The 25342-nt window shown below is 72.0% G+C and carries 26 protein-coding genes; 10 read left to right on the top strand and 16 right to left on the bottom strand.

Translation table 11 applies throughout. From position 1 onward, the window contains the following. Positions 1 to 11 precede the first annotated feature (11 nt). Complete coding sequence (locus tag AB0N66_RS13235; RefSeq protein WP_365432610.1) at positions 12 to 935, bottom strand: MurR/RpiR family transcriptional regulator; 924 nt, start codon at positions 933 to 935, stop codon at positions 12 to 14. A gap of 55 nt (positions 936 to 990) precedes the next feature. Between AB0N66_RS13235 and AB0N66_RS13230 the strand changes: the two genes are divergently transcribed. Both AB0N66_RS13230 and AB0N66_RS13225 read left to right on the top strand, forming a co-directional pair. After that, positions 991 to 1458 (top strand): hypothetical protein, encoded by a 468-nt coding sequence (locus AB0N66_RS13230; protein WP_365432607.1) that lies wholly within the window; start codon positions 991 to 993, stop codon positions 1456 to 1458. Continuing rightward, entirely contained in the window at positions 1455 to 1733 is a 279-nt protein-coding gene (locus AB0N66_RS13225; RefSeq protein WP_365432604.1) for a DUF4031 domain-containing protein, read from the top strand. The genes AB0N66_RS13230 and AB0N66_RS13225 overlap by 4 nt, the downstream gene beginning before the upstream one ends. A 28-nt stretch (positions 1734 to 1761) precedes the next feature. On the opposite strand, the gene AB0N66_RS13220 is transcribed toward AB0N66_RS13225, so the two are convergent. Further along, positions 1762 to 2826 (bottom strand): GNAT family N-acetyltransferase, encoded by a 1065-nt coding sequence (locus AB0N66_RS13220; protein WP_365432601.1) that lies wholly within the window; start codon positions 2824 to 2826, stop codon positions 1762 to 1764. Between the two features lie 63 nt (positions 2827 to 2889). Beyond that, positions 2890 to 3558: a hypothetical protein gene (locus AB0N66_RS13215; protein WP_365432598.1), complete on the bottom strand. Its 669-nt coding sequence runs from the start codon at positions 3556 to 3558 to the stop codon at positions 2890 to 2892. A gap of 248 nt (positions 3559 to 3806) precedes the next feature. On the opposite strand from AB0N66_RS13215, the gene AB0N66_RS13210 reads away from it, so the two are divergent. Next, positions 3807 to 4502, top strand: a complete 696-nt coding sequence (locus AB0N66_RS13210) for a copper homeostasis protein CutC (protein ID WP_365432595.1) — start codon at positions 3807 to 3809, stop codon at positions 4500 to 4502. 26 nt (positions 4503 to 4528) lie between these two features. Here AB0N66_RS13210 and AB0N66_RS13205 read toward each other — a convergent pair whose 3' ends face one another. Beyond that, positions 4529 to 5731, bottom strand: a complete 1203-nt coding sequence (locus tag AB0N66_RS13205; RefSeq protein WP_365432592.1) for an MFS transporter — start codon at positions 5729 to 5731, stop codon at positions 4529 to 4531. 147 nt (positions 5732 to 5878) lie between these two features. On the opposite strand from AB0N66_RS13205, the gene AB0N66_RS13200 reads away from it, so the two are divergent. Continuing rightward, positions 5879 to 6202 carry a transcriptional regulator gene (locus tag AB0N66_RS13200; RefSeq protein WP_365432589.1) on the top strand — a complete coding sequence of 108 codons (324 nt, stop codon included), beginning with the start codon at positions 5879 to 5881 and terminating at the stop codon, positions 6200 to 6202. Here the strand turns inward: AB0N66_RS13200 and AB0N66_RS13195 are convergent. Further along, positions 6195 to 8252 carry an ATP-binding domain-containing protein gene (locus AB0N66_RS13195; RefSeq protein WP_365432586.1) on the bottom strand — a complete coding sequence of 686 codons (2058 nt, stop codon included), beginning with the start codon at positions 8250 to 8252 and terminating at the stop codon, positions 6195 to 6197. The two genes, AB0N66_RS13200 and AB0N66_RS13195, sit on opposite strands and share 8 nt — an antisense overlap. A 339-nt stretch (positions 8253 to 8591) precedes the next feature. Here AB0N66_RS13195 and AB0N66_RS13190 point away from each other — a divergent pair, with 339 nt between their 5' ends. Both AB0N66_RS13190 and AB0N66_RS13185 read left to right on the top strand, forming a co-directional pair. Further along, positions 8592 to 8774, top strand: a complete 183-nt coding sequence (locus AB0N66_RS13190) for a hypothetical protein (RefSeq protein WP_365432583.1) — start codon at positions 8592 to 8594, stop codon at positions 8772 to 8774. Between the two features lie 306 nt (positions 8775 to 9080). After that, positions 9081 to 10196: a glycosyltransferase 87 family protein gene (locus AB0N66_RS13185; RefSeq protein ID WP_365432770.1), complete on the top strand. Its 1116-nt coding sequence runs from the start codon at positions 9081 to 9083 to the stop codon at positions 10194 to 10196. Here AB0N66_RS13185 and AB0N66_RS13180 read toward each other — a convergent pair. The 3 genes from AB0N66_RS13180 to AB0N66_RS13170 form a co-directional block, all read right to left on the bottom strand. Beyond that, on the bottom strand, positions 10114 to 11079 hold the full coding sequence (locus AB0N66_RS13180) for an alpha/beta hydrolase (protein ID WP_365432581.1): 966 nt from the start codon (positions 11077 to 11079) through the stop codon (positions 10114 to 10116). The genes AB0N66_RS13185 and AB0N66_RS13180 overlap by 83 nt on opposite strands. Before the next feature lie 172 nt (positions 11080 to 11251). After that, positions 11252 to 12904 (bottom strand): DNA repair helicase XPB, encoded by a 1653-nt coding sequence (locus tag AB0N66_RS13175; protein ID WP_365432579.1) that lies wholly within the window; start codon positions 12902 to 12904, stop codon positions 11252 to 11254. Between the two features lie 110 nt (positions 12905 to 13014). Further along, a complete protein-coding gene (locus AB0N66_RS13170) occupies positions 13015 to 15681 on the bottom strand; it encodes a helicase C-terminal domain-containing protein (RefSeq protein WP_365432577.1) in 2667 nt (888 codons plus the stop codon). Between the two features lie 190 nt (positions 15682 to 15871). Between AB0N66_RS13170 and AB0N66_RS13165 the strand changes: the two genes are divergently transcribed. Together AB0N66_RS13165 and AB0N66_RS13160 are read left to right on the top strand one after the other, a co-directional pair. Continuing rightward, positions 15872 to 16879, top strand: coding sequence for a hypothetical protein (locus AB0N66_RS13165; protein ID WP_365432574.1), 1008 nt, complete (start codon positions 15872 to 15874; stop codon positions 16877 to 16879). A 218-nt stretch (positions 16880 to 17097) separates the two neighbouring features. Then, positions 17098 to 17745 (top strand): haloacid dehalogenase-like hydrolase, encoded by a 648-nt coding sequence (locus AB0N66_RS13160; RefSeq protein ID WP_365432571.1) that lies wholly within the window; start codon positions 17098 to 17100, stop codon positions 17743 to 17745. Between the two features lie 4 nt (positions 17746 to 17749). On the opposite strand, the gene AB0N66_RS13155 is transcribed toward AB0N66_RS13160, so the two are convergent. After that, on the bottom strand, positions 17750 to 18004 hold the full coding sequence (locus AB0N66_RS13155; RefSeq protein ID WP_365432568.1) for a hypothetical protein: 255 nt from the start codon (positions 18002 to 18004) through the stop codon (positions 17750 to 17752). Between the two features lie 216 nt (positions 18005 to 18220). Here AB0N66_RS13155 and AB0N66_RS13150 point away from each other — a divergent pair, with 216 nt between their 5' ends. Then, positions 18221 to 18604, top strand: a complete 384-nt coding sequence (locus AB0N66_RS13150; protein ID WP_365432565.1) for a cold-shock protein — start codon at positions 18221 to 18223, stop codon at positions 18602 to 18604. Positions 18605 to 18702: 98 nt separating this feature from the next. Here AB0N66_RS13150 and AB0N66_RS13145 read toward each other — a convergent pair whose 3' ends face one another. The 4 genes from AB0N66_RS13145 to AB0N66_RS13130 all read right to left on the bottom strand — a co-directional run bounded on the left by AB0N66_RS13145 (position 18703) and on the right by AB0N66_RS13130 (position 22328). Next, complete coding sequence (locus AB0N66_RS13145; protein ID WP_365432562.1) at positions 18703 to 19557, bottom strand: 1,4-dihydroxy-6-naphthoate synthase; 855 nt, start codon at positions 19555 to 19557, stop codon at positions 18703 to 18705. Further along, the gene (locus AB0N66_RS13140) at positions 19541 to 20314 is read right to left on the bottom strand and encodes a futalosine hydrolase (RefSeq protein ID WP_365432559.1); all 774 of its coding nucleotides are present in this window, start codon (positions 20312 to 20314) and stop codon (positions 19541 to 19543) included. Before AB0N66_RS13140 ends, AB0N66_RS13145 begins: the two co-directional genes overlap by 17 nt. Next, positions 20284 to 20757 carry a DUF2771 domain-containing protein gene (locus AB0N66_RS13135; RefSeq protein ID WP_365432556.1) on the bottom strand — a complete coding sequence of 158 codons (474 nt, stop codon included), beginning with the start codon at positions 20755 to 20757 and terminating at the stop codon, positions 20284 to 20286. Before AB0N66_RS13135 ends, AB0N66_RS13140 begins: the two co-directional genes overlap by 31 nt. A 146-nt stretch (positions 20758 to 20903) precedes the next feature. Then, positions 20904 to 22328, bottom strand: a complete 1425-nt coding sequence (locus AB0N66_RS13130; RefSeq protein WP_365432553.1) for an MFS transporter — start codon at positions 22326 to 22328, stop codon at positions 20904 to 20906. Between the two features lie 457 nt (positions 22329 to 22785). Here AB0N66_RS13130 and AB0N66_RS13125 point away from each other — a divergent pair, with 457 nt between their 5' ends. Continuing rightward, positions 22786 to 23712, top strand: a complete 927-nt coding sequence (locus AB0N66_RS13125; RefSeq protein WP_365432550.1) for a DUF3027 domain-containing protein — start codon at positions 22786 to 22788, stop codon at positions 23710 to 23712. A 40-nt stretch (positions 23713 to 23752) separates the two neighbouring features. Here AB0N66_RS13125 and AB0N66_RS13120 read toward each other — a convergent pair whose 3' ends face one another. The 3 genes from AB0N66_RS13120 to AB0N66_RS13110 form a co-directional block, all read right to left on the bottom strand. Then, positions 23753 to 24010 (bottom strand): hypothetical protein, encoded by a 258-nt coding sequence (locus AB0N66_RS13120; RefSeq protein WP_365432547.1) that lies wholly within the window; start codon positions 24008 to 24010, stop codon positions 23753 to 23755. Next, on the bottom strand, positions 24007 to 24354 hold the full coding sequence (locus tag AB0N66_RS13115; protein WP_365432544.1) for a hypothetical protein: 348 nt from the start codon (positions 24352 to 24354) through the stop codon (positions 24007 to 24009). Before AB0N66_RS13115 ends, AB0N66_RS13120 begins: the two co-directional genes overlap by 4 nt. An 80-nt stretch (positions 24355 to 24434) precedes the next feature. Next, the gene (locus AB0N66_RS13110; protein ID WP_365432541.1) at positions 24435 to 25283 is read right to left on the bottom strand and encodes a helix-turn-helix domain-containing protein; all 849 of its coding nucleotides are present in this window, start codon (positions 25281 to 25283) and stop codon (positions 24435 to 24437) included. Positions 25284 to 25342: the final 59 nt, after the last annotated feature.

Raw genomic sequence — 25342 nt, 5'->3', positions numbered from 1 at the left:
GCGTCAGCGAGTCAGCGCGACCGGCCGCGAGGACTGTGCCGGTGCGCCAGAGCCTCGTACGAGGCCGACAGCGCCGGCGCCGCCGTCTCGTACGTCCGCTGGGCGACCCCCACGAACAGGCAGTCCACCACAAGCAACTGGCTGGTGCGTGACGACATGGCCGCGGGCCGCAGCTCGCTCTCGCGGGCCGTCGAGGTGGTGAGGATGTGGTCCGCGTACTGCGTCACTGGCCCGTCCGGGCGGCCGGTTATCGCGACCGTCGTCGCGCCGTGCTCGAAGGCGACCCGGAGGGGTTCTATGACGTCGCCGGTCGAGCCGGAGTGGGTGATGGATATCGCCACGTCCTTGGCGCGCAGCTGCACCGCGTTGGTGACGGCGAGGTGCGGGTCGCTGTGCGCGTGGGCTATGAGCCCGATGCGGAGCAGCTTCTGGGCGAGGTCCTGGGCGACGAGGCCGGACGCCCCTTGTCCGTAGATGTCGATACGGCGGGCTGTGGAGAGCGCGGTGACCGCCGCGCTGAGCTGGGCCATGTCGAGCCCGGCCGCGGTGTCGGCGAGGGTCTGCTGCTCGTCGTAGGCGAGCTTGGCGACCACGTCGGCGATGGGGTCGTCGACCGCGATGTCCGCGGTGACGGCGGGCGCGCGGCCCGACTGCTGCTGGGCGGCGAGCCCGGCGAGGGCGAGGCGCAGGTCGCGGTAGCCGGGGTAGCCGAGGAGGCGGGCGGTGCGGACGACCGTCGCCTCGCTGGTGCCGGTGAGCTCCGCCAGGCCGGTGACCGTGAGGGCCGCGCAGCCGGCCGGGTCGGCGGCGACGGCCTCCGCGACCCGCTGCATGGAGCGCGTCATCGACGGGGCGAGCGTCCGGACCTTCGCCGCGAGGGCGGCCGGGGCGGGCGGTGCCTCACCGGCGAAAATTTCCTTCACTTCATGGGTCACGTCTGAAAGATATTTTCCGCTGGGGCATACGGTCAAGGGTGCGCACAATAGGTGCATGAACCCCATCGGCGACCCCATCGGCGACCCCATCGGCGACCCCACCGACGATCCCATCGGTGATCCCACCGACGGCCCCGGCGGCGGCCCTGTCAGCCCTCTGGAGCAGGCCCTGCACGCGGCTCGCGCCCGCGTCCTCGCCGACCTCGCCGCGCGCGAGGTCGCCGACGCCGATGTCGTCTCGCTCGTCGAGGAGTCGGTGGTGCAGCGCCGCTGGTGGGTCGAGCAGTGGCCGGACGGCGCGGAGTACGTGGCCGGGCTCGTCGCCCAGGACGTACAGGACGGCCTCCTCGAACGGCACGGGCGCTGGCCGCTGTGCCCCGTCTGCGGCTCCGGCGACCCGCACGCCCTGGAGGTCGAACCCGAGCTGGGACCCGACCCGCACTGGGTGTGCCACCAGGCCGGCGTGAAGGTGGCGTCGGTGGGGTTGCTCGGCACGGCGAGCGGCGGGACCCCGCCCTCGTGACCGTCTACATCGATCCGCCCACGTGGCCGGGCCACGGCCGCGTGTGGTCCCATCTGATCAGCGACATCTCGTACGACGAACTCCACGCCTTCGCCGACGAGTTGGGCGCTCCCCGGCGCGCCTTCGAGCGCGACCACTACGACATCCCCTCGCACCGGTACGAGGACGCCGTGCGCGCCGGCGCGGTGGAGGTCAGCAGCCGCGAGGTGGTACGACTGCTGTACGGGGCGGGGCTGCGCAGGGCCAAGAGGTGGGCGGGTCCGGGGAGTTCGTAGCCCCGGACTGTTTACGGGCCCGGCGGGCTCAGTTCAGTAGCTCGTACGCGAACTGTTCCTCGTCCTCGCTCACCTGCGTGAACCCGGCGCGTGAGATCACGCCCTGGGACGGGATGTTGACCCGGTCGACGGTCGCGAACAGCGCCTGTATGTCGTCACGCGCGAGGGCCCATCCGGACAGCGTGCGCAGGGCCTCGGTCGCGTAACCCTGTCCGCGGGCGCCCTCCGCCAGGTCGTAGCCGATCTCGGCGCGGCCCTCCTCGTCCGGGGCGCCGTGGAAGCCGATGCCGCCGACCGCGCGCCCGTCCTCCGTCCGTACGAGGGCGAAGAGGCCCCACTCAGGGCGGTGCACCCCCGCCTCGTACGCCTTCAAGACCATCCCGGCGGCGTCCCGCGTGCCCTCGAAGGGGCCGCCCTCGATCCACTCGAAGCCGCCCGTGCCGCCGGTGCGCAGATCGGCGGCGGCCGCGGGCGTGACGCTCTGCAGGGTGAGCCGCTCGGTGGCGATCACCAGGTTGTTGTACCAGGTCCACTCGGTGACGGGGGCGCGGCCGGGCAGGTCGCCGCGGCCGGTCGCCCAGAGCAGGGTGCGCCAGTGGTCGGGGCCTGGCCTGACGTGCGGGAAGATCCGGGTGAGCACGTCCTCGCAGAGCTCGGCCGGGGGCTCGTACGGGATGCCGAGGCCCTCGGCGATGTCGTGCGTGTGCAGCAGGACCTCGGCGACGCCCATCGCGGCGAAGCCCTCGCGGTTCGCGCTGCGGAAGGGGGAGGGGTGGAAGGCGCGCACCTCGCGAGGTGCCGTGCGGATCGCGGCGGTCAGCAGGGCGCCGGTCGTCTCGATCACGTCGACGACACCCGCGTTGTCGGCGCCGTGGGCCATGACGAGCTCGAAGGGGATGAATCCCGGGGCACGCACGGCCAGCCGGCTCGCGTACATGATGAGATCGAGGCAGATGTGCTCGGCCGTCCTGCGGCAACTCCAGTCCAGACGACCCGCGTTGACGCCCTCCCAGTCCCGCCCGGCCACCGACCGCAGCAGCGCCGCGCTGCCCGCCACGGCCTCCGACACCTGATCCCCGCCCATGTCTCGCATGCGGGTGAGGATAGGCGCGATCAGGCTTCGGTACGCACCGGATTGTTCGGGGCGAGGGTCCGGTCAGCCGGAGCCCAGTCGTGTGAGCTCCGCCCGGAGGTTCTCCCGTGCCCGCTCCTCCCACTCCCGTTCCCCGTGCGGGGTTCTGAAGAGCCTCGGCAGGTCGAGGAGTTGGCGCAGGATCGCTGCCCTGCCCGTGCGGAACGCCTCGTCCGGGACGAAGGCGTACTCCTCGCGGACGGCCGCGGTGTAGTCGGCGTACGCCGGTGGGGCCGATGCCAGGACGGCCAGGTCGGCGTCGCAGAGGACCTGGCCGTTGCGGTCGTCGTCCGTGGGGGCGTGGCCGACCGTGAGGCGGACCAGGCGGGCCACCTCGGCGGTGCCGGGGGAGGGCACCCCGGCTTCGGGGAGTGCGCGTTCGGCCAGGCGGGCCGAGCGTTCCTCGTTCTCGGAGCGGTCCGGGAGGTAGACCGCGTCGTGGAACCAGGCGGCCAGGCGTACCAGGTCCGGGGTGTCCGCGTACTCCTCCAGCGCGTCGATGTGGTCGAGGACCGCGGTGAGGTGGGTGAGGGTGTGGTAGCGGCGTTGGGGCTCCTGCCAGCGGGTGAGGAGGTTGTCCGCGTACGGGGTCGGGTCCGGGGTGCGGTCCGGGGCACCGGGGGAGCGGGAACCTTCCAGGGCGCGGGTCCAGCGGGTGCGGAGGGCGTCGAGGTCGTTGAGGGCGTCGGGCATGGGGTCATTGTGCGGGTGGCGGGTGGGCTGGGGTTGGGTTTGTTCGCCCCCTCCGCCCCTGCCCGTCCCTTGGGTCTGGGGGCTGCCGCCCCCAGGCCCCCGCTGTCGGCCTGGACGGCCTCGTCCTCAAACGCCGGACGGGCTGAAAGATCCCCGGCCGGGGCTGGAAGATCTCCGGCCGGGGTTGGAAGATCTCGCGTACGCTGGATTGGACTAGACCTGTAGCCGCCCCCAAGGGAAGAGGTCCGATGAGCAAGCGCAAGCGTGCACTCCTGGAGGTGATCGCCCTCGGTGTGGAGGACGCGGTTGCCGCTGAGGCCGGAGGTGCGGACCGCCTTGAACTGGTCACCGACATGGCCGCGGACGGGCTCACCCCGGCCGTGGAGACCTTCACCGGGATCCGGGCCGCGGTCGACGTCTCGCTGCGCGTGATGCTGAGGCTCTCGGACGGGTTCGCGGCGGGGGATGTCGACGCGCTCGTACGCGTCGCGGGCGAGTTGCGCGGCGCCGGGGCCGACGAGTTCGTGCTCGGGTTCCTCGACGAGCACGGCGGCCCCGACCTGGCCGCCGTGGAGCGGATCGTCGCCGAGCTGGACGGCTGCCGCTGGACCTTCCACCGCGCGATCGACCGCGCCGCCGACCGCGACGCCCTGCGCAAGCCGCTCGCGAACCTGCCCGGCCTCGACGCCTACCTGACCGCGGGTTCCCCGGTCGGCGTCGACGACGGCATGCCCACCCTCCTCGCCGAGGCCGCGCGCAGCGGTGAGCCCGGCTACGAGCCGGAGATCATGGTGGGCGGCGGTCTGCGGCTCGACCACGTGCCACAGCTGCGTGCCGCGGGCGTCGACGCCTTCCACATCGGCGGGGCCGCCCGGCCCGGCGGCTGGACCGGACCGGTCTCGGCGGCGGCGGTACGGGAGTGGCGGCAGGTCCTGGACGCTTAGGGCCTGTCCGGGGGGTGCCGTTCGGATCAAGTGGTCGAGCCGGCGGGGCTGTTGGTGACCTCCGGTGCCAGGTGCCGGGGGTCACGCGCCCGCGCCCGTTCCCGCGTGGTGACCGCGGCCACCACTGTCGCCAGCACCATCAGGCCCGCTCCCACCAGCAGGAACCAGCGGTCGCCGAACAGCGCGATCGCCAGACTGCCGGTGCCGCCCGCCGCCGCCATGCCCAGGTAGAGCGCGCTGCTGTTCAGGGACACCAGGACGGGTGCGTTGGGCGGATCGAGGGAGGCCACGCGGGTGATCAGGGCGACCGCGATCCCCCAGCCGACCAGCGGAGTCAGCGCGGAGGCGACGAGCGCCGTCGGCATGGTGCGCAGGGTCCAGGGCGAGGCGGCGGCGAGGACGACGTACGCCGCGCTGCTCGTCAGGATCACCACCCGCGGCCCCCACTTGTCCACCAGCCGTCCGCCGATCGAGGAACCGCCGACGGAGGCGATCCCGGAGACCAGGAGCAGGAGCGTCAGCCGGTCCTGGTCTCCGCCGGTCGCCGCGTGCGTGGCCACGGTGTAGTAGATGAACGACGTCTGGATGGCGAGGAAGACCAGGAAAGTGGTCAGCGCCGCGCCCAGTACCCGAGGGTTGGCGAGCGGTGTCACCCGGTCCCGCAGGGTCAACGCGGCTGCCGGCTGCGGGAGTTCACGCAGCATGAGACCAAGGCCGGCGAACGCGGCCACTCCGAGACCGGTCACCAGCCACATCGTCAGCCGCCAGTCCGTACGGCCGATCCAGGTGCCCAGCGGCACCCCGAGCGCGGTGGCGACGGTCAGCCCGCCCATCACCACGGCGATGGCCCGGCCACGTCGCTCCGGCGGCACGAGCCCGGTCGCGACGCCGTTCGCGGTGGGGGTGTAGAGGGCGGCTCCGGCGGCGGCGAGTACCCGGGTGGCGAGCAGGGTGCCGTACGAAGGGGCCAGCGCCGTGAGGCAGTTGGCGAGCGTGAAGACGGTGAGCGCGACGAGCAGGGTGCGGCGGCGCGGCCAGCGGGCGGTCGCCGCGGCGAGAACGGGTGCGAGTACCGCGTACGTCAGGGCGAAGACGGTCACCGCCTGTCCGGCGACCGAGATGGAGACGTCCAGATCGCGGGCGATGAGCGGCAGGATGCCTGCCATCACCATGCCGTCCGTTCCGACGGCGAAAGTGCCGAGGGCGAGCAGGAGCAGTCGTAGGCGCACGGGGTCCCCCCAAATGATCCGCAACGATCCGCAACGATCCGCAACGATCCGCAACGATGTGCAATCAGTGCGATGATGGTTTGACGTTGGTCAAACAATAAAGACTGTTGGATGATTGTCAAACGGTATGAGGAGAGGAGCCCCGGCATGGGCGAGGAAGGCGAGCGGCTGCCGCAGCCCGACGTGGACGACATCGAGCTGGTCAAGGTGCTGCACGCGCTCGGCGACCCGGTGCGGCTGTCGCTGTTGAAGGTGTACGCGGCCGGTGTGCCGTACAGCTGTTCGCCCGACGCGCTCGGCATCGGGCATCTGCACAAGTCGACCGTCTCGCACCACATGCGCATCATGCGTGAGGCCGGGATCACCTCGACGCGGGTCGTCGGCCGCAACCGTTATGTCCAGCTGCGGCGCGACGATCTCGACGCCAGGTTCCCCGGCCTCCTGGACGCGCTCCTCGGACCCCCTAAGTGAGCTGGGCGGGCAGCGGCGCCGCGTGCGTCACGATCAGGCCCGACACGGCTCGGGTCAGGGCCACGTACAGGCGGCGCAGTCCGGTGCGCTCGTCGGGTTCGCCGTCGACCACGGCCTGCGGCTCGTCAAGGACCACATAGTCGTACTCAAGGCCCTTGGCGAGCGAGGCGGGCACGAGGGTGAGGCGGGTGTCGGGGGTCGTCTCCTCACCGGGGCCGAGGTAGGTGATTCCGGCGGTCGCCAGTGCCTCGGCGAGTACGGGGATACGGGCGTCGGCCGCGATCAGGCCGGTCGAGCCCTCCTTGCGGAGCAACTCCTCGCAGGCCGCGACGACTTCGGCGTCACCGGACGTCGTACGCACATCGAAGAAGCCCGGGTTCTCGCGCACCGACGCCACCGGCGTCAGCCCCGGCGCGATGTGCGGCAGCAGCCGGGACGCATACGTGATGACGTCCGTGGGGACACGGAAACCCGCCGTCAGCTCCTCCACCACAGCCTCGCTCTTGCCGAGATGGCCGAGCGCCTCGGTCCAACTCCGCGTCGCCCAGGGGGTCGTACCCTGCGCGAGGTCACCGAGCACGGTCGCCGAACCAGTGGTGCAGCGCCGCCCCACCGCCCGGTACTGCATCGGCGACAGGTCCTGCGCCTCGTCGAGGACGACATGCCCGAGCGAGTGCGTCCGCTGGACGAGGTCGGTCGCCTCGTCGATCAACACGGCGTCCGCCAAAGCCCACTTGGCGGCCTTCACGGACCGCGCCGGCTTCTGCCAGAGGATCTCCTTCTGCTCGTCCTCGTCGAGGATTCCCGCCGCGTGTACGGCGAGGAAGTCCGCGTCGGAGAGCAGGCGCAGCACGAGCTTGGCCGGGTCGACGGGCGGCCAGATCGCCTTGACCGCGGCCTTCACGGCGGGGTTGCGGGCGACGGCGTCCTGCACCCGGTCGTCCGGCGCCTCGCCCGAGCGCTCCATCTGGACCAGCACGACGTGCGCGATCCGCTGCGGAAGGGCGTCGCGGGCGGCGCCGTACCGGATGTCGCGGTCGAGCAACTCCCGGACGATCTCCTCCAGTTCGTACGCGGGTACCCGCCAGCGCCGTGAGCCCCGTACGACCATGACCGGCTCGGTCGGCAGGGTCACGTGCGAACGGACCGCCCTGCGCAGCACCTCGGCCATCCGGGCGTCGCCCTTGATGACCGCGGCGGTGGCGCCGTCCGTGCCCCGGATCTCCACATGCGCGACGAGGTCGTCGACCGTCGCCTGCTTGACCTCCAACTCGCCAAGCGCGGGCAGCACTTGCTCGATGTAGTGCAGGAAGGAGCTGTTCGGCCCGATGACGAGGGTGCCGGTACGGGCGAGCCGCTCACGGTGGGCGTACAGCAGATACGCCACGCGGTGCAGGCCGACGGCCGTCTTGCCGGTGCCGGGACCGCCCTGCACACAGACGGAGCCGGAGAGCCCCGATCGTACGATCTCGTCCTGCTCCGGCTGGATGGTCGCCACGATGTCGCGCATCGGGCCCACACGCGGGCGCTCGATCTCCTGCTGGAGCAGCTTGCTGGTGGCCGCCGCCTCGGAGGGGTCGGAGAGATGCTCGTCCTCGTACGCCGTGAGGTCACCGCCCGTGTAGCCGAACCGGCGGCGCAGCGCGACATCCATCGGGGTCTTCTTCGAGGCCCGGTAGAACGGCTGCGACACAGGGGCGCGCCAGTCGATGACCATCGGGTCACCGTCGGCGTCGTGGACGTGCCGCCGCCCGATGTAGAAACGCTCGCCCTCCGCGCCCTCCGCCTTGTCGGCGCCGGGTGAGTGCAGGTAGTCGAGCCGCCCGAAGAACAGCGGGGTGTGGCTGAGGTCGGCGAGGGCCTTGATGCGCTCGTCGATCTGGTGCTGGAGGACGGCCGCGTTCACCCAGTTCGCGGTGACGTCCTTGATGTCGAGGTTCTCGGCGTCCTCGCGCATCGCGCGCAGGGCGGCGCGGGAGTCGCCGAGCTGGGTCCGCTCGCGTGAGAGGGGGTCCTGAGGGTCGCTGTGGGTGTCGGAAGGGGTGGACACGGGGGTTGCCTCCGGGGACCTGCTGCCTGAGTGAATCCGAAAGCCGCCCGGTTTCCGTCCGGGCAGCGGCACTCCACGACGGGAGGCGGGCAAGAGCGGAGATTCTAGGCGAGTGGGGGATCTCGGGCCAACCGTTTTTCCGCGGCCTCGGGGGTACGCCTGCGTCTCGGCCTCGGAGGTAGGCCCGCGACTCGGCCTCAGGGGCAAGCCCCGTAGGACCCTAGGGGTCGGGGTCCGTCCTGAGGCGTAGGAGGGGCGGCCCACAGGTGTACGAGGGGGCCGCCGAGGTTCGGTCGGGAGGCCGACGCCGTTCGGGGGCGTGAGTTCCACCATGGATATATGAGCGCAGCTACCTTCACCCCAGGCCCCTCCGCCCGCGCCGGCGCCACCGCCGCCTCCGGAACCCACCAGCGCCACCGCGTGGGCGACGCCCTGCGCGCCGTCAAGGTGTTCGCGGGCGCCGCCCTCAGCGTGGTCCTCCTCGGCGAGTACGGAGAGGAGGCAGGCGTACGGCGTCGCTGAGCCGCATGTCCGCATTGCGTCAATGAGTCGGTGAGCCGTACGTCCTCCGCATCGCGGCGGTGAGCCGTACGTCCTCCGCATCGCGGCGGTGAGCCGTACGTTCTTCGCGCCGTGTCGGTCAGTCGTACGTCCTCCGCACCGCGGCGGTGAGCCGCGTGCCGGGCCGAACTGCCCGGACACTAGGGTCACTCCGTGCTTCAACGGAACGTGATCGATCACTCACCCACCGAAGTCGCCTCCGGGCGCGCCCTGCTGATCGTCTCCCTCGCCGCCTTCTCCGCGCTATGTGTCGCCGCGCGCGCCCCCATGGCCGACGTGCTGGTCTACCGGGCCGAAGGCGCGGCCGTGGCGAACGGCACGGATCTCTACGGGTTCACCGTCACCCAGTGGCGGTTGCCCGCGACGTACCCGCCTTTCGCGGCGCTCCTCTTCGTACCGACGACCTGGCTGCCGCTGGCCGCCCTCAAAATGGCTTTCGTCGCCGGGAGCGTGGCCCTGCTGGCCGCGCTGGTCCGACTCTCCTGCCGACTCGCGGACCTGCCCGCGAAGACCCCCGCCGTCTGCACCGCCACCGCCCTCGCCCTCTGGCTCGAACCCGTCTTCCAGACCGTCCTCTTCGGCCAGATCAACCTCGCCCTCGCCGTGCTGATCCTCTGGGACCTCACACGGCCGACCGGCGCCCGCGGCAAGGGAATCGCGCTCGGGATCGCGGCCGGGGTGAAACTGACACCGGCCCTCTTCATCGCGTACCTGCTGCTCAGGGGCCGCCGACGGGAAGCGGCCACAGCCGGGTCGGCCTTCGCCGGGACCGTACTGCTCGGCGTGCTCGCACTCCCTGCCGCCAGCGTCGACTTCTGGACCCGGCGGTTGTACGAGACCGGCCGCGTCGGCAAGGTGTGGATCGTCGACAACCAGTCGCTTCAGGGGCTGGTCGCCCGCGCCCTGGGGGACCCGTCACCGGGCCTCGCCTGGGCGCTGCCCGCCATGGCGGTCGCCTGCGCGGGCCTCTGGCTGGCCCGCCGCGCCCCCGAGGACCGCTGGGGCATCCTGCTCACCGCCACCACGGCCCTCCTCGTCTGCCCCATCAGCTGGTCGCACCACTGGGTGTGGTGCGTACCGCTGATCACCGTCCTCTACGCCGAACACCGCCTCCAGCTGGCCGCGGCGGTGACGGCCGTCTTCACGGCCCGCACCCTCTGGCTGGTCCCCCACCAAGGCGACCTGGACCTGCGACTCCCTTGGTGGCAACAGCCATTGGCCTCGCCGTACGCCCTGCTGGGCCTTGCACTGCTAGGCCTCGCCCTACGGGGAACAGCCCTACGGGGTCACAGGAACAAGCTCAGTGACGGTCCAGGAAACTGGTCAGAACGCGGTTCCAGGCGGCGGGCTGCTCCCAGTGCGGGTTGTGGCCCGCCTCGCTGATGACGTGCGTCTCGACGTTGTGGAGATGCTGGGCGATGAGCCGCTGGACGGAGGGCGGGGTGTAGAGATCCGCGTCGCTGGTGATCAGCTGGACCGGCAGGGTGATGGACTCCAGGGCAGCCCACGTGACCTTGTTGGCCGATGCCTGGGTGAACCCGTCGCCCGCCCGGGACCGCGCGTTGATCGCCTGCCAGGCCGTGACGCCGGCCGGATTGCCGCCGCGGTAGGAGGGCCCCAACTCCTGTACCTCGACCGGCAGTTCACTGAACGGGGCAGGCCGGAGAGAGGCGGAGAGCTGCGCGTAGTCGGTGTCGGTGATGCCGACGACGCTGCTGGAGACGGTGAGGCTGCGCAGCCGGTCCGGGTGGGACAGGGCGTAGTCCACCGCCACCGCGCCGCCGCCGCCCGTGGCCGCGAGATGGAAACGGTCCAGACCGAGGTGGTCGGCCAGGGTGTGCAGATCCCCGGAGGCGGTGTCCGCCTCGGCCTGGTTTCCGGCCACCGAACGGTATGAGCCACGTCGCGAGTAGCCGATCGTCCGGAACCCGGCGCGGGCGAACACCGGCTGCTGGTAGGGCCAGCTCTCGCCGCTCCCGGAACCCGGGTGCAGCAGAACAACGGCCTCCCCGCTGCCGCCGGTGTCCCAGCACCACAGGCTTCCGTCACCGACGACCGGGACCTGGCGCTCGGTCACCGGCACCTGTTCGGGCACGGGCACCGGCTCCCAGGGCACGGCCCCGGCCCGGCCCGTAACCTGATCAGCGGCCACGGCCCGCCCGGTGCCCAGCCCGGCGACCGTCAGCGCGGCCAGCGCCGTGGCGCCGCCGCCCATCAGGCCGCGGCGGCTCGGACCGCGTCCGGGGACCGCACGCTCTCTGCTCATCGACTCTCCTCGGTGCGTACCGCTGTCGGTACCTGCCGCGGGGCACCATCGATGCCCGCTTCGGACCAGCGACCGTAGTGCCGACGCTCATGAACCGGCTGTGAACGCACGACGGAGAAAATCGGTCAATGCCTCCTGGACACAAGGCATTTGAGTCATATCGACAGCGCGCTCAGTTGTCCTTGTCCGCCGCCAGCAACTCATCGGCGTCCATGATCCGGTAGGCGTACCCCTGCTCCGCCAGGAACCGCTGCCGATGGGCGGCGAAGTCCTGGTCGATGGTGTCGCGGGCGACGACGGAGTAGAAGTGCGCCTTGTGACCGTCGGCCTTCGGCCGCAGCACGCGCCCCAGCCGCTGGGCCTCCTCCTGCCGGGACCCGAAGGTGCCCGACACCTGGATGGCGACGGTCGCCTCGGGCAGGTCGATGGAGAAGTTCGCGACCTTGGAGACGACCAGCACGCTGATCTCGCCCTCGCGGAACGCGCCGAACAGCTTCTCGCGCTGTGCGTTGCTCGTCTCGCCCTTGATGACGGGCGCGTTCAAGTGCTCGCCCAGCTCGTCGAGTTGGTCGATGTACTGGCCGATCACCAGGATCTGCTGCCCCGCGAACCGCCGCACCAGCGCCTCCGTCACCTTCCGCTTGGTCGCGGTCGTCGCACAGAAGCGGTACTTCTCCTCGGTCTCGGCGGTGGCGTAGGCGAGCCGCTCGGTCTCGGTGAGATTGACGCGGACCTCGACGCAGTCGGCGGGCGCGATGTACCCCTGCGCCTCGATCTCCTTCCACGGCGCGTCGAACCGCTTCGGCCCGATGAGGGAGAACACGTCCGACTCACGGCCGTCCTCCCGCACCAGGGTCGCCGTCAGACCGAGCCGACGGCGTGCCTGGAGGTCGGCGGTGAACTTGAAGACGGGCGCGGGCAGCAGGTGCACCTCGTCGTAGAGGATGAGTCCCCAGTCGCGGGAGTCGAAGAGCTCCAGGTGCTGATAGACACCCTTCCGCTTCGTCGTCAGCACCTGGTACGTCGCGATGGTGACCGGCCGGATCTCCTTGCGCGTACCGCTGTACTCGCCGATCTCCTCCTCGGTCAGCGAGGTCCGCTTCACCAGCTCGTGCTTCCACTGCCGGGCGGAGACGGTGTTCGTGACGAGGATGAGGGTGGTGGCCTTGGCCTCGGCCATCGCCCCGGCACCGACGAGGGTCTTGCCGGCGCCGCAGGGGAGTACGACGACCCCGCTGCCGCCGTGCCAGAAGTTCTCCACGGCCTGCCGCTGGTAGGGCCGCAGCGCCCACCCGGTCTCGTCCAGCTCGATCGCGTGCGCCTCGCCGTCGACGTACCCGGCGAGGTCCTCGGCCGGCCAGCCGAGCTTCAGCAGCGTCTGCTTGATCTGCCCGCGCTCGGAGGGGTGCACGGCGACCGTGTCCGGGTCGATCCGGTGGCCGACCAGCGGCGCGACCCGCTTCGACCGCAGGATCTCCTCCAGGATCGGCCGGTCGGTGGTGGTGAGGACCAGGCCGTGGGCGGGGTGCTTGCTGAGGGTGAGCCGCCCATAGCGGTCCATCGTCTCCGCGATGTCCACCAGCAGCGCGTGCGGCACGGGATAGCGGCTGAACTCGACGAGCGCGTCCACGACCTGCTCGGCGTCGTGCCCGGCCGCCCGCGCGTTCCACAGCCCGAGCGGCGTCACCCGGTAGGTGTGGATGTGCTCGGGCGCCCGCTCCAGCTCGGCGAACGGCGCGATGGCCCGACGGCACGCGTCGGCGTTCTCGTGGTCGACTTCGAGCAGGAGTGTTTTGTCGCTCTGGACGATGAGAGGTCCGTTCACGCCCGTACCTTTCTGCGCGGCGGCACCCATGCGCGGGTGCTTGGCCAAACGTCCAGTGTGCATCACCGGCGGGCGATCATGTGCGGGGGCTGCTCGGGCTTGTCCGCCGCTTAAGCCGGCGGCTGCCCGTCGGCCAGTTCCGCGACTCCCGTGACGCGGTGCAGGGGGTACGTGCGGACTTCGTCCGCGGTGTGGTCGTACGCCGTCACGAAACCGCCCTCGACACGGATCGGGGCGATGACCCGCTGGGTGGCGGTGCCCTCCGCGTTGACGTAGCCGATCCAGAGGGCCTCGCCGGTCATCACGGCGGCCTGCACGGTGGCGAGGGTCTCGGCGGGGCTGGTGCGGGGGAGGTCGCCGCTGCCGGGCCGGCCGTCGGAAGTGGGCTTGCGGGGCGTCGTGGACGCCAGGTCGCCGGCGCGGATGGCGCGGACGGCGGCGCCGAGGAGGGTGGCGTCGGGGACCGGCGGACCGTCCGGGACGGGCGCGGGGGCGGAGCGCGGCGGGGTGCGGTGGGCGTGCGCGCGGGTGATCAGGACATCGCCCTCCGCGGACTCGGCGGCAGGCGCGAAGCCCATCGCGCGCAGCCCTTCGAGGAGGGCCGCCGGTTCGGCCTGCGCGGCGAGCACGGTCGGCGCGAGGCGTCTCAGGCGCATCCCCTGCGACCGCTTGTCGGCGAGGATCTCGTTCAGCATCGAGTCGTCGTCGCACCGCACGTACGCCGACGCCGAGCCGATCCGCAGATGACCGTGCCTGCGCGCCACGTCGTCGATCAGATACGTGAGCGGCTGCGGGACCGGCGTCCGCGAGTGCGCGGCGAGAAACGCGTGCAGGTCCGACGCCGACCGGCCCGCGTCCAGCGCCCGCCGCACCGATCCCGGCGTGAAGCGGTAGACGGTCGCCCCGCCCTTCGACTCGACGTCCGCGAGGACGCCGAGCGTGTCGGCGAGCGGGCGTTGCAGCGGACCCGGCGCGACCGCGGTCAGGTCCGCCTGGAGGAGGACGTGCTCCAGCGGCTCGGGCAGGAGGGGAGCGAGGAGCCGGACCGCCTGGGCGGCGGCAGCGGCCTGTTCGGCGGGGGAGCGGGGGGACTCGGAGGTGGGGTGGGGGCGCTTGTGGACGGAGAGCTTGGCGCCGGGGCCGGGGCCGGGGCCGGGGCCGGGGCCGGGGCCGGGGCCGGGGGTGTGGGCGGGGGTGGAGTCTGTGCCGTGGCCGGCCGCGGAACCGGTGCCGTGGCCGGTCGCGGCACCGGCGTCCTGGGTGGCCGCCGGTGGCAGGCCGAGCAGCGCCCGCCCCTGCGCCGACAGCGCCCCACGGCCCGTCACGCCCAGCGACTCCGCCTCGGACAGGGTCCATCGGGCGAGCCGGGTGCGCAGGTCGTCCGTCGGCTGCGGGCTTCGCGGGGGCCGCTCCCACTGGAGGCGCGCGAGGACGGAGGCCGCGGTGGGGGAGGCGCCCTCGGGGAGGGCGGCCAGCAGGGCGAGGACGCGGTGGCGGACCTCGGAGGCCGCGGAGCGGTCCAGACCGGGGCCGAGCGCCGACAACGTACGGTCCTTCGCGTCCCGCCCGCCGACCAGGCCCGGCGCACGCGTCGCCGTCAGCCACGCCGAGGCGAGCCGCACCCAGCGCTCGGCGGCGGGCAGCTCCAGCCACTCGTCGTACCCGGGCGTCGCCGCGTACCGCTCCTCCGTCGCACCGTCCGACGCCAACAGGCCCGCCGCGTAGGCGAGTTCGACCCAGAACGCGGCCACCGGCTCCGACACGTCCAGCGCCACCGCCGTCCGCTTCAGATCCCGCACACTCAGCCCGCCCGCGCGCAGCACGGCCGGACCGCCCTCGTGCCAGTCCTTCAGCAGCTCCTCGACGGTGGCGAGTGCCGTGTACGCCTGGCCCGCCGCGGTGCTGTCCACAACCTGTGGACGGTGCGTCGCCGCCGACTCGACGGTCGGCCCCACCGGCTCCGTCTCCCGGTGCGCGCGGCCCGCCCGCAGATGCAGGGCCACCTCCCGGGGCAGTACGACGGTGCCGGGCCCCGTCGGCAGCAGCAGCCCCCGGGCGATCAGCCAGCGCAGATGGCGCGCCGGCTCGGCGGTCACCTGTCCGTACGGTGGCCCCCACACCAGCCGGGACAGGACGTCCACGGACTCGGCGGGGGCGCTGTCGAGGAGCGCCGACATCTTGCTGCGGTCCGTGAACAGGCCGGTCAGCGCCGCCACGGCCGATACGGAGTCATGGGTGCTCGGCAGCCCGGCCGCGGTCACGATCTCCTGGATCCGCCCCGGCGACATCCCCGCCGTGGCCTCCGCGACCGTTGGGCCGAGGCCCGTCGGGGACGGGTGCTGCGGGGACGGCGCGAGCAGCTCACGGGCCGTGCGGACGAGCCGCAGCCGGTCGTCGGGCCCCCAGACGAGGGCCTGCTCGCGGAGCGTGCCGAGGGCGCGCGGGAAGGCCCCGGTGACCGCCGGGTCGCGGTCGTCGCCCGCCAGCAGGGCAAGGAGATCGTCGTACACCGCCGGTTCGGGCGCCACGGCCAGCGCCTCCGCCGTCTGCAGGGCGAACCGGTCCAGGCGCTCCAGGGCGCGCACGACCGACGCACGGGTGCCTGCCCGGGTGGCCAGCTGTGTCAGGTCCGTGGGGACGGGGGTGATCAGGTCCGGGCGGGCACGGAGGAGCGCGGACAGCGAGGCGTCGTCGCGTGTCCGGAGGGCTTCCGCCAGCGAACGCGGAGCGTTCCCCGCGGGGGCGGGGTCCGCGGTGGGGTGCTCCTCGGTGCTCATCCGGCCAACGGTAGCGGGTTTCGCCTCCTGTGCCCCTGACCTCCCCGACCCCGGGCTCCGTGCTGGGCCCTGCTCCCGGCCTCTTCCGGGGACGCCGGAAGCGCCGGATCCCCCGGGGGCGGCCGGTGCGGAAAACCCGGTACCGTCGTGACCACGGAGTATCCAACGCGTGCGCCCCGGAGGGGACTTCGTGGGGATTGAGAGCGACCAGCTGGTCTACGACTACCTGAGCCGGGTCGGAGACCTGGCTCAGCAGCGCCAGGTGCCGTCCGCGACGCGTATGCGGCTCGTGTCGGAACTGCGCAACGAGATCGACCGGCGCAGGGCGAAGACGACCGCGGACAGTCCCGCCGCCGTCCGCCGGATCCTCGACCGCCTCGGCACCCCCGACGAGATCGTCGGCGCCGCGGGCGGGGGCACCCCGGGGGAGGTGGCCGGCGGGACGGGGACCTGGGCCGCCGTCCCCACCCAGCGTCAGGCCGACGCACCGCAGCCACGCCCCAAGGGCCTGCGCCGCGTCGTCCCGAAGCCGCGTCCCGCGGAACAGGACACCGACGAGGACGTTCCGTCCCCGCCGCATCTCGCGAGTGCGGACGAGTTGGGCGACAGCGCCACGCAGCCGGACTGGTGGCGGGTGGACAGCAGCCTGTTCGGGCCCGGGGAGAGCGTGCACGGATTCGTGGGCGGTGTGGAGATTCCCGAAATACTGAAGCCGCCGCCCGAGAAGAAGGACGAGGGAGCGGGGGCGGTACCTGAGGCGGAGGGCAAGGGTCCGGGCAAGGCCGACGTCGTGGACGAGCCCGTGGTCGAGCCGGTGGTCGAGGCCCGGCGGCGCCGTTTCCTCCGGCTCCCGCGCCTCGGTGGGTGGAGCAACCCGCTCCTTCTGCTGGCCGCCGCGCTCCTCGTTGCGGGTGCCGTCCTCGGCAACCTGTTCGTCCTCGTCCTCGGCTGGGTCATCGCGTACGCCTCCCGGCGGCTGACCCCCGCCGAGGTGAAGGGCGCCGTCCTCGTCCTGCCCGGGCTGGCGGCCACCGGCGGCATCGTCTGGCTGTGGGGGCGGGTGAACGGCCGCTGGGGCGAGCCGATCCCCGAGGGGCACCTGAGCGACGCGATCGCGCAGACCTGGCCGTGGGTCGTGCGGGCGGCGGCGGTGGGGTCGGCGTTGTATTTGGTCTGGCGGTCGCAGCGACGGCGGTGACGGGTGGTGTTTTTCGCCCCCGGCGCCCCTTCCCGTCCCATACTTCCGGGGCTCCGCCCCGTTTCAGCCCGTCCGGCGTTTGAGGACGAGCGCGTTCAGCGCGACAGCGGGGGTCTGGGGGCGGCAGCCCCCAGGAACAAGGGACGGGCAGGGGCGGAGGGGGCGAACAGCGTCCATCAGCGGCTCCGCCGCGGGCCACCCCCAACCCCCTGGGCACAATGACCCATATGACATCGCGCCCCCGCACCCCCTTCACCGTCGGCTTCGACCTCGACATGACGCTGATCGACTCCCGGCCCGGGATCTACGCCTGCTACGAGGCGCTCTCGGCGCGGACGGGGACGTACATCGACTGCGACCTGGTCATCACGCGGCTCGGGCCGCCCCTGGAGGACGAGCTCATCAACTGGTTCCCCGCGGACGAGGTCGCCGCCGTGGCGGACGTCTACCGCGAGATGTACCCGACGTACGCGATCGCGGCCACCCCCGCGATGCCCGGCGCCCGCGAGGCCGTCACGGCGGTACAGGCGGCGGGCGGCCGCGCGATCGTCGTCACCGCGAAGTGGGAGCCCAACGCCAAGCTGCACCTGAAGCACCTGCGGATCGACGCGGACGCGGTGGTCGGCAACCTGTGGGCGGAGCAGAAGGCGCAGGCGCTGCGCGAACACGGCGCGAGCGTGTACGTCGGCGACCACACCGGCGACGTACGCGGCGCGCACACCGCGGACGCGTACTCCGTCGCGGTCGCCACCGGCCCGTGCGACGCCGCGGAACTGCGCGCGGCGGGCGCGGACGTGGTGCTCGCCGACCTGACGGAGTTCCCGTCGTGGCTGACGGACTACCGAGAGGCGCCCTCGCGCGCCTGACGGACTACCGAGAGGCGCCGTCGCGCGCCTGACGGCGTCCCGCGGCGAGCGACTGGAACACCCCCGCTCCGGCCACCAGGAAGCCGACGCCCATGAGCATGCTCAATCCGAACATGTATGTAGGGAAAGGCGTCGTATCGAGCAACAGCGGGGCCACGGTGACCAGAGTGGCCACGGCGCCGAGGAAGAACACGATGGCACCGGCACGGATCAGCCGGTCACCGGGTTCGACGGAATTCGCTTGGGTTTTGTCACGCACCCGACCAGGGTAGTTCCCAGCGCGAAGGAACAATCCGGCGACGTCTTGTCAGCAGCCGCCGGACCATTAGCCTTGGTACCGGCGGGTCCGACGACCCGCTGTAGTGCTATCCAGAGCTGTTTCCGAGCAGTTGCCGCGAACGAGCCGAGCAGTTGCAAAGCACTACCCAGCAGTTTTCAGAGCAGTTTCCCGACGAGTACGAGGACGAGGACAGACGTGCCTACCGGCAAGGTCAAGTGGTTCAACAGCGAGAAGGGCTTCGGCTTTCTCTCCCGCGACGACGGCGGCGACGTCTTCGTTCATTCCTCGGTCCTGCCCGCCGGAGTCGAAGTCCTCAAGCCCGGTCAGCGCGTCGAGTTCGGCGTCGTCGCCGGCCAACGCGGCGACCAGGCGCTTTCGGTGGTCCTCCTGGACCCGACCCCTTCCGTGGCGGTCGCGCAGCGCCGTAAGCCGGACGAACTGGCGTCCATCGTCCAGGATCTGACGACTCTCCTCGAAAACATCACGCCAATGCTGGAGAGGGGCCGTTACCCCGACAAGGCCTCCGGCAGCAAGATCGCGGGCCTGCTGCGAGCGGTCGCCGACCAGCTCGACGTATAAACCCGAATCTCCTCGCAAACCCGTATCCACATCCCACATCCCACATCCCACATCCGGCATCCAGTGGGAAGTTCAGCGTGGTCCAGCGGTCCTGCGGTCTACGGGAAGTTCAGCGCGTCCGGGCCGAGGGGCGGCACCAGCCCCTCGGCAGCCGCCCGGGTCAGCAGTCCCCTGATCGCGGCGTATCCGTCGTCGCCCAGGTCGGCCGTGAACTCGTTCACGTACAGGCCGATGTGCTGGTCGGCGACGGCGGGGTCCATTTCCTGGGAGTGTTCCAGGACGTAGGGGCGGGAGATCTCCGGGTCGTCCCAGGCCATCCGGACCGACGTACGGGCCGCCGCGGCGAGCGCCGTCAGCCGCTCCTCGCCCAGCGAGCGCTTGGCGATGATCGCGCCCAGCGGGATGGGCAGGCCGGTCGTCCGCTCCCAGTGTTCGCCCATGTCGGCGAGCTTGTGCAGCCCGTAGTTCTGGTACGTGAATCGCGCCTCGTGGATGACGAGTCCCGCGTCGACCTTCCCGTCCCGCACGGCGGGCATGATCTCGTGGAACGGCATGACCACGACTTCGCCGACTCCGCCGGGGAGCGTGTCCGCGGCCCAGAGGCGGAAGAGCAGATACGCCGTCGACCGCTCGCTCGGCACCGCGACCGTACGGCCCGTAAGGTCCGCGTCCGCCTCCCTGGTCAGCACCAGAGGGCCGCAGCCCCGGCCCAGCGCGCCCCCGCAGGGCAGCAGCGCGTACTCGTCGAGGACGTACGGCAGCACGGCGTACGACACCTTCAGCACGTCGAACTCGCCGCGCTCGGCCATGCCGTTGGTGATGTCGATGTCCGCGAAGGTGACGTCGAGCGCGGGCGCGTCGGGCACGCGGTCGTGGGCCCAGGCGTCGAAGACGAAGGTGTCGTTCGGGCAGGGCGAGTACGCGATCTGCAGGGGCTCAGTTCGTGCGGTCATGGGGCTCATGTGGGTTCCAACTCTCCAGTACGGGCGCGAGCTTCCCGAAGGCCTCGGTGAGTGTCGTGAGTGCCTCGCCGACGCGCCAGGCGGCGCGGTCGCGCGGGCCGACGGGGTTGGAGACCGCGCGCAGCTCCAGCACGGGCACGCCGTGCGCGGCGGCGGCCTCGGCGACCCCGAAGCCCTCCATCGCCTCGGCGAGGGCGCGGGGGTGGCGTGCGCGCAGTTCGGCGGCTCGGGCGGCGCTGCCGGTGACGGTGGACACGGTCAGGACCGTCCCCGCGCGTCCACCTGTGGCCGCCACGAGGTCTCGTACGAGTGAGGGGGGCGGACGGTGGCTGACGGCCCCGAAGCCGAGTTCGGTGACGGGCACGAAGCCGTCCGCGGTCTCGGCGCCCAGGTCCGCCACCGTGATCTCGTCGGCGACGACGAGGGAGCCGACGGGCGCGTCGGGCTGGAAACCGCCGGCGATGCCCGTGGAGATGACGAGGTCGTACGGGGTGTCCGCCAGGGCGGCCGCGGTGAGCGCGGCGGCGGTGGACGCGGCGGCGAGAGCGGGGCCGACGCCGGCGGCGAGCAGGTCGTGGGCACCGGCTCGGTGGAGGGTCACTCCGGGGAGCGGGACCTCAAGCAGGGGCCGGTGCGCGAACGCCCGCGCCACCGCGTCCCGTTCGACCGGGACCGCGGTGGCTACCAGGACACGTACAGCGGGTACGGAAGGCGTGGTCAGGAGTCCTTCTTGAGCGTGAAGGACCACAGACCGGTGACCGTCGTGTCGCCCTCCTTGATGGAGACGAGCGTGGAGTCGCCGCTGGCGCCGTACTGGGCGTTGAAGAACACGCTGCCCGGGATCGTGCGGTACGTCTTCTTGCTGGAGTCGGTCAGCGCCTGACCGTTCATCAGGATCGTCCAGCCCTTGTCCGCGATGTCGGGGTCCACACCGAACCGCACGGTCTCGTCGGGGTCGACCTTGATGGACTTGATGCCCTTGGCCTTGAGGCACTTGGCCAGCTCATCGGCCTTCACCTCCTTGCCGTCGTTGTAGCAGTCGGTCTCGGAGCTCACCGAGTTGTCGCCGACCGTGATGGTGGCCAGCGGCGTCGGCTTGTCACAGGCGGACAGGACGAGAAGTCCGGCGGATACGGCTCCGACGGCGGCGACGGCGCGACGGCGGCGCGCGGCGCTGAATCCAGAGGTCATGGGCGAAGGTTATCGGGCAGGCCCACCGCTTCCCCCACGTGGGGTACGGCGTGCCGCGTCCGGCGCGCACGGCGTACCGCGTCCGGCGCGTACGTCGTGCCGAGTCTGGCCCGTACGTCGTGCCGAGTCCGGCGCGCTTGTCGCGGTTATTCCACGCGTGGCCGCGAGGAGCCACCGCGCCGGGCCGCCCCGATCAGCCCCCGCACGGTGGTGAGCCAGCCGGTGGCGACGATCGCGGCGGCCACGGAGAGGCCGAGCGTGCCGTTCAGGGGCAGTGCCATGCCGATACCGCCGCCGATGACCCAGGCCATCTGCAAGATGGTCTCGGAGCGCGCGAAGGCCGACGTACGGACGAGTTCGGGCACGTCCCGCTGGATCAGCGCGTCCAGGGACAGTTTGGCGAGGGCCTGCGCGAAGCCGGCGATCGCGGCCAGACAGGCCACCAGGACCGCGCCGAAGAACACGGCGGCGATGACCGCGGCCGCCAGCACGAACGCGACGACCGTCACGATGATGATCTCGGGAGCGCGCGATTTCAGCCAAGCTCCGACCGCCGTGCCGAGCGCGTTGCCCGCGCCCGCCGAGACGCCCACTATCGCCAGTGAGGCCGCCGCGCTGGCCCCGGTCAGCGGGTGCTCGCGCATCAGGAAGGCGAGGAAGAAGATCAGGAAGCCGGAGAGGCCGCGGAGGGCGGCGTTCGCCGCGAGGGCGTGCGTGACGGCGGTGCCGACGGTACGCAGCCCGGGGCGCGGGACCTTCTTCAGGTGCGGCCCGTGCAGATGCTCCGGGTCCGCCGCCAGCAGCGCCTTGTCCTCGCCCTTGGCCGAGTCCACCTTCGGCGGCAGCGAGAACGACAGGAACATCCCCGCGATGAAGATCACGAAGGCGCCGTAGAGCGGATAGCGCGGGCCGAGCGCCTGCAGCCCCGCCCCGATCGGCGCCGCCACACCGGTGGCGAGCAGCCCGCCGAGAGTGACCCGGGAGTTCGCCTTGACCAGGGAGAACCCCGGTGGTAGCAGGCGTGGCACGACGGCGCTGCGCACCACTCCGTACGCCTTCGACGACACCAGTACGCCCAGCGCGGCGGGATACAGCTCGATGCCACCGGTCACCACCGCGCCCGACAGCAGCAGCGCGAGGAAGGCCCGGGCGAGCATCGCGCCCGCCATCGCGGCGCGGCGGCCGTGCGGGAGGCGGTCCAGGAGCGGGCCGATCACGGGGGCGAGGAGGGTGAAGGGCGCCATGGTGATGGCGAGATAGAGCGCGACGCGGCCGCGGGCCTCGTCCGTGGGCACCGAGAAGAAGACGGTGGAGGCCAGGGCGACGGTGATCATGACGTCGCCCGCGCCGTTCACCCCGTGCAGCTCGATCAGTTTTCCGAGCCCCGACTCGCCCGCCCCGTGCGCGTGCGTCGCCTTGCGGATGCCGCGCGCCGTCCCCGTCACCGGGAAGTGCAGGGCACGACCGACCGCACGGACGGACCCGCTCACCCGGGCCGATCCGCCACCTCGGCTACTCCCCTTGGAGCCACCGATCCCGGTGGCTCCGTGGGGCGACCTTGCGGCTGCCACCCCGTCATAGTGCCCCGAGATGGGCGTGCGTAGTGCGGTTACCGCGCGTATGGGGGCCGAGTGGGGTGGGGTGGGGGTGCTCGGGGGGTTGGGTTTTTTCGGTGCTTTCCAGCCGACCGAGACGGGCGCGTGGGTGGGAAAGACCGCTGCGGAGCGGCGGGGAATCGGCCGCGGAGCGGCGGGGGATCAGGGCCGCGGAGCGGCGAAAAACCCGGCGCGGAGCGCCGAAGAGGCCCGCCGGTGTGGGCCCAGGGGCCAGGAGAAGGTAGCGTGCGTAGCGCGCCAGTGGCGATTGTTCTCGGCCGCGCGCCTCTCGGTCATCCCGCAGAATGGATGGCGTAGGTGCGCCCGAGTGCGATCGGGCGCGGACGTCGACGCGGTCCTCCGGTCCGCTCCGTCCGCACCCCCGCCGTGGAATGGCGCACCCGTGAGACGGCGTAGGAGAGAAGCGATACCTGTGAGCGCAGCGACCACGCGAAGCCGCACCCCCGACCGCCTGTGCGCCGAGGCGGTCGACCTCGCCCGTGCCGCCGCCGAGGAGGCAGCCGCACCCGGCGTCGTCGGCGAGCATGTGGAACTCGTCTCCGAAGGCGACCGGGTCGTCACGCACTTCTTCGAGTGCAAGGAGATGGGCTACCGCGGCTGGCGCTGGGCCGTGACCGTCGCCCGCGCCTCCCGCGCGAAGCTCGTCACCCTCGACGAGACGGTCCTGCTGCCCGGCCCCGACTCCCTCCTCGCCCCCGAGTGGGTGCCGTGGAGCGAGCGGCTGCGCCCCGGTGACCTCGGTCCCGGTGACCTGCTGCCCACGGACGCCGAGGATCTGCGCCTGGAGCCGGGTTACACCGGTGAGGACGAGCCCCCGCCGAACTCTCCCCTCTCCGAGGAGATGGCCGAGCTGGTGGAGGCGGAGGACGCCGAGGTCTCGGGTGTGACGCCCGCGGGCCTGCTCCTCGCACCGATGCGCGGTTCGATCGCGTCGGTCGCCGAGGAGCTGGGGCTGCGGCGTGCGCGTGTCCTGTCGCGGTACGGACTGCATGTCGCGGCGGACCGCTGGGAGGAGTCGTACGGGCCGAAGACGCCCATGGCGCAGGCCGCGCCGGCGGCGTGCGTCAGCTGTGGGTTCCTCAACCGGATCGGGGGCTCGCTCGGTCAGGCGTTCGGAGTCTGCGCGAACGAGTTCTCGCCGGCTGACGGGCATGTCGTCTCCCTCGCCTACGGCTGCGGCGGCCACTCGGAGGCCGCGGTCATGCCCGCACCACCGCGTCCGGCGCCGCACGTGATCGACGAGACCCGGGTGGACCCCTTCCCGCTGCGGCCGGCGGCGGACTCGGGGTCGGTGCCGGAGGTCTCGGACGAGGCCGCGGCGGAGTTGGGGCACTCGTAGGTCGGGACCGTGGGCGTGCGCGTCCCTCCCGGCCGGAGGTTCAGAAACCCATGTAGGTGATCTGGACGACGTAGACGCGCTCGCTACGCACGACGACCTGATACGTGAACATGCCGCCTGGCACGATGACGTCGCCGCCCTTCGGGTCCGTTCCGGCGTAGGCACGGCCGTGGACGTGGAGCGACTCAGCAGCTCTGACGAGTTCAGCCGCCTTGCTCCGTACTTCGGAGAGGAAGGCGGCGGGGGCGGTGCGGGCGGCTTCCTCGGCGCCGAAGGCGTACTCCCACTTCCAGGTCACTCGCGTACTGCTCTCATGGCTTCGTCCAGGAGAGCGCTGAGCTCCTTCAGGGCTTCCTTGGCGATTGCCGGATCCTCGTGTTCCAAGTTGCCCTTGGCCCGGGCGTGGCGAGAGGACAGGTCGGGGCGGCGTGCGATCTCGATGTCTCTGGCCCAGATCAGGACCCAGCTCCGCACCGGGCTGAGGGACTGCCACTCGACTGCCTTGGCGAATGCCTCGTCCTTCATGGCCTGCATCTCTTCCAGGCGGCCGGGATCGACGATGGCCAGGGCCGCACGGAGGGCGTCGGGGGCCTGCTCGGGGCGGGGGATCAGCTCGTGTCCGTGATCGGCCTGAGTGCTCATGGTGTCCTCCAGGGGATGCCCGGGCCAGGGTATCCGTCCGGGGTGACAGGAGGCTGGGGAGCGAGAGAGACGGGAGCTTTTCATCGGACGGCTGTGGGAACAGGAGCCCGGCATTCGCGGCAGCGGCCGGGGGTGGGGGAGCGGAAGGCGTGGTCGCAGCCGTCGCAGTTCTGGAGCGGATGCCGTACGTCCGGGGGTGGGGCCGGGGCTCGGAACGGCGGCAGGGGTGGCAGTTGGGCGGCCAGGCGGTGGGCGAGGAAGGCTGCCGGGCGGCGTAGGTCCTCGGGCGGCAGGTCCGCTGCCAGGGCGTGGCGTACGGCGGTGGGGGTGAGGTCGCGCTCCAGCCAGGCGGCGACGCCGGGCGCGAGGTGTTCGGCGTCGGTCGCGGAGAGGAGCAGGCGGGGGTCCTGGCGGCGGAGGCCGGACAGGAGGTCGGTGGCCGTCTGGAGGAGGGTGGGGGAGGAGTAGGCGGGCTGTGGGACGGGCGGGAGCTTCTTGCGGGGCGGGGCGGCGTCCGGGCGTCGGCGCGGCGGCTTCGGGGCGTCGGAGGCCTGGTCGCGGTGCCCGGGCCGGTTGCAGGACACGGTCCGGGTGACGATGCGGCCGCCGGGAACGCGTTCGCGGGTGCGGCGCAGATAGCCGTGGGCTTCCAACTCCCGCAGGGCGGCGGCGATACGGGCCGGACTCTCCGGGAAGCGGGCCGCGAGGGTCTTGATGTCGGCGGCGGCGCCGGTGGGGAGGGACTGGATGTGAACGCCCAGTCCGATCGCCAGGCCGGAGAGTTCCGGGTGCTGGGCCAGGTGGTTGCCGATCACTGTGAAGCGCTCGGTGTGGCGGGCGTTGTCGTGAATCACTCCGGAGTGGGGGCGATTCCTGGCCCGAGTACGGGACTGGGGGCGCGCGGGGGCGCTAGGGTTTTGCGTGTCCATCGGGAAGGGGTCTGTCTTCCTTGGTGGTCAGGCCCTCGCATTGGGATGCCAGTCCCGGC

It is taken from the genome of Streptomyces sp. NPDC093544, from assembly GCF_040683495.1.
Taxonomy (GTDB): Bacteria; Actinomycetota; Actinomycetes; order Streptomycetales; family Streptomycetaceae; genus Streptomyces.
Note: the sequence above shows the minus strand (reverse complement) of the source record. Positions and strands in the feature narration are given on the sequence as shown.

Coding starts and splice junctions, on each gene's coding strand:
- AB0N66_RS13230 (WP_365432607.1), top strand. CDS start 991: ATGAACCCCATCGGCGACCCCATCGGCGACCCCATCGGCGACCCCACC.
- AB0N66_RS13220 (WP_365432601.1), bottom strand. CDS start 2,826: ATGCGAGACATGGGCGGGGATCAGGTGTCGGAGGCCGTGGCGGGCAGC.
- AB0N66_RS13215 (WP_365432598.1), bottom strand. CDS start 3,558: ATGCCCGACGCCCTCAACGACCTCGACGCCCTCCGCACCCGCTGGACC.
- AB0N66_RS13210 (WP_365432595.1), top strand. CDS start 3,807: ATGAGCAAGCGCAAGCGTGCACTCCTGGAGGTGATCGCCCTCGGTGTG.
- AB0N66_RS13200 (WP_365432589.1), top strand. CDS start 5,879: ATGGGCGAGGAAGGCGAGCGGCTGCCGCAGCCCGACGTGGACGACATC.
- AB0N66_RS13190 (WP_365432583.1), top strand. CDS start 8,592: ATGAGCGCAGCTACCTTCACCCCAGGCCCCTCCGCCCGCGCCGGCGCC.
- AB0N66_RS13185 (WP_365432770.1), top strand. CDS start 9,081: ATGGCCGACGTGCTGGTCTACCGGGCCGAAGGCGCGGCCGTGGCGAAC.
- AB0N66_RS13180 (WP_365432581.1), bottom strand. CDS start 11,079: ATGAGCAGAGAGCGTGCGGTCCCCGGACGCGGTCCGAGCCGCCGCGGC.
- AB0N66_RS13170 (WP_365432577.1), bottom strand. CDS start 15,681: ATGAGCACCGAGGAGCACCCCACCGCGGACCCCGCCCCCGCGGGGAAC.
- AB0N66_RS13160 (WP_365432571.1), top strand. CDS start 17,098: ATGACCCATATGACATCGCGCCCCCGCACCCCCTTCACCGTCGGCTTC.
- AB0N66_RS13145 (WP_365432562.1), bottom strand. CDS start 19,557: ATGACCGCACGAACTGAGCCCCTGCAGATCGCGTACTCGCCCTGCCCG.
- AB0N66_RS13135 (WP_365432556.1), bottom strand. CDS start 20,757: ATGACCTCTGGATTCAGCGCCGCGCGCCGCCGTCGCGCCGTCGCCGCC.
- AB0N66_RS13115 (WP_365432544.1), bottom strand. CDS start 24,354: ATGAGCACTCAGGCCGATCACGGACACGAGCTGATCCCCCGCCCCGAG.
- AB0N66_RS13110 (WP_365432541.1), bottom strand. CDS start 25,283: ATGGACACGCAAAACCCTAGCGCCCCCGCGCGCCCCCAGTCCCGTACT.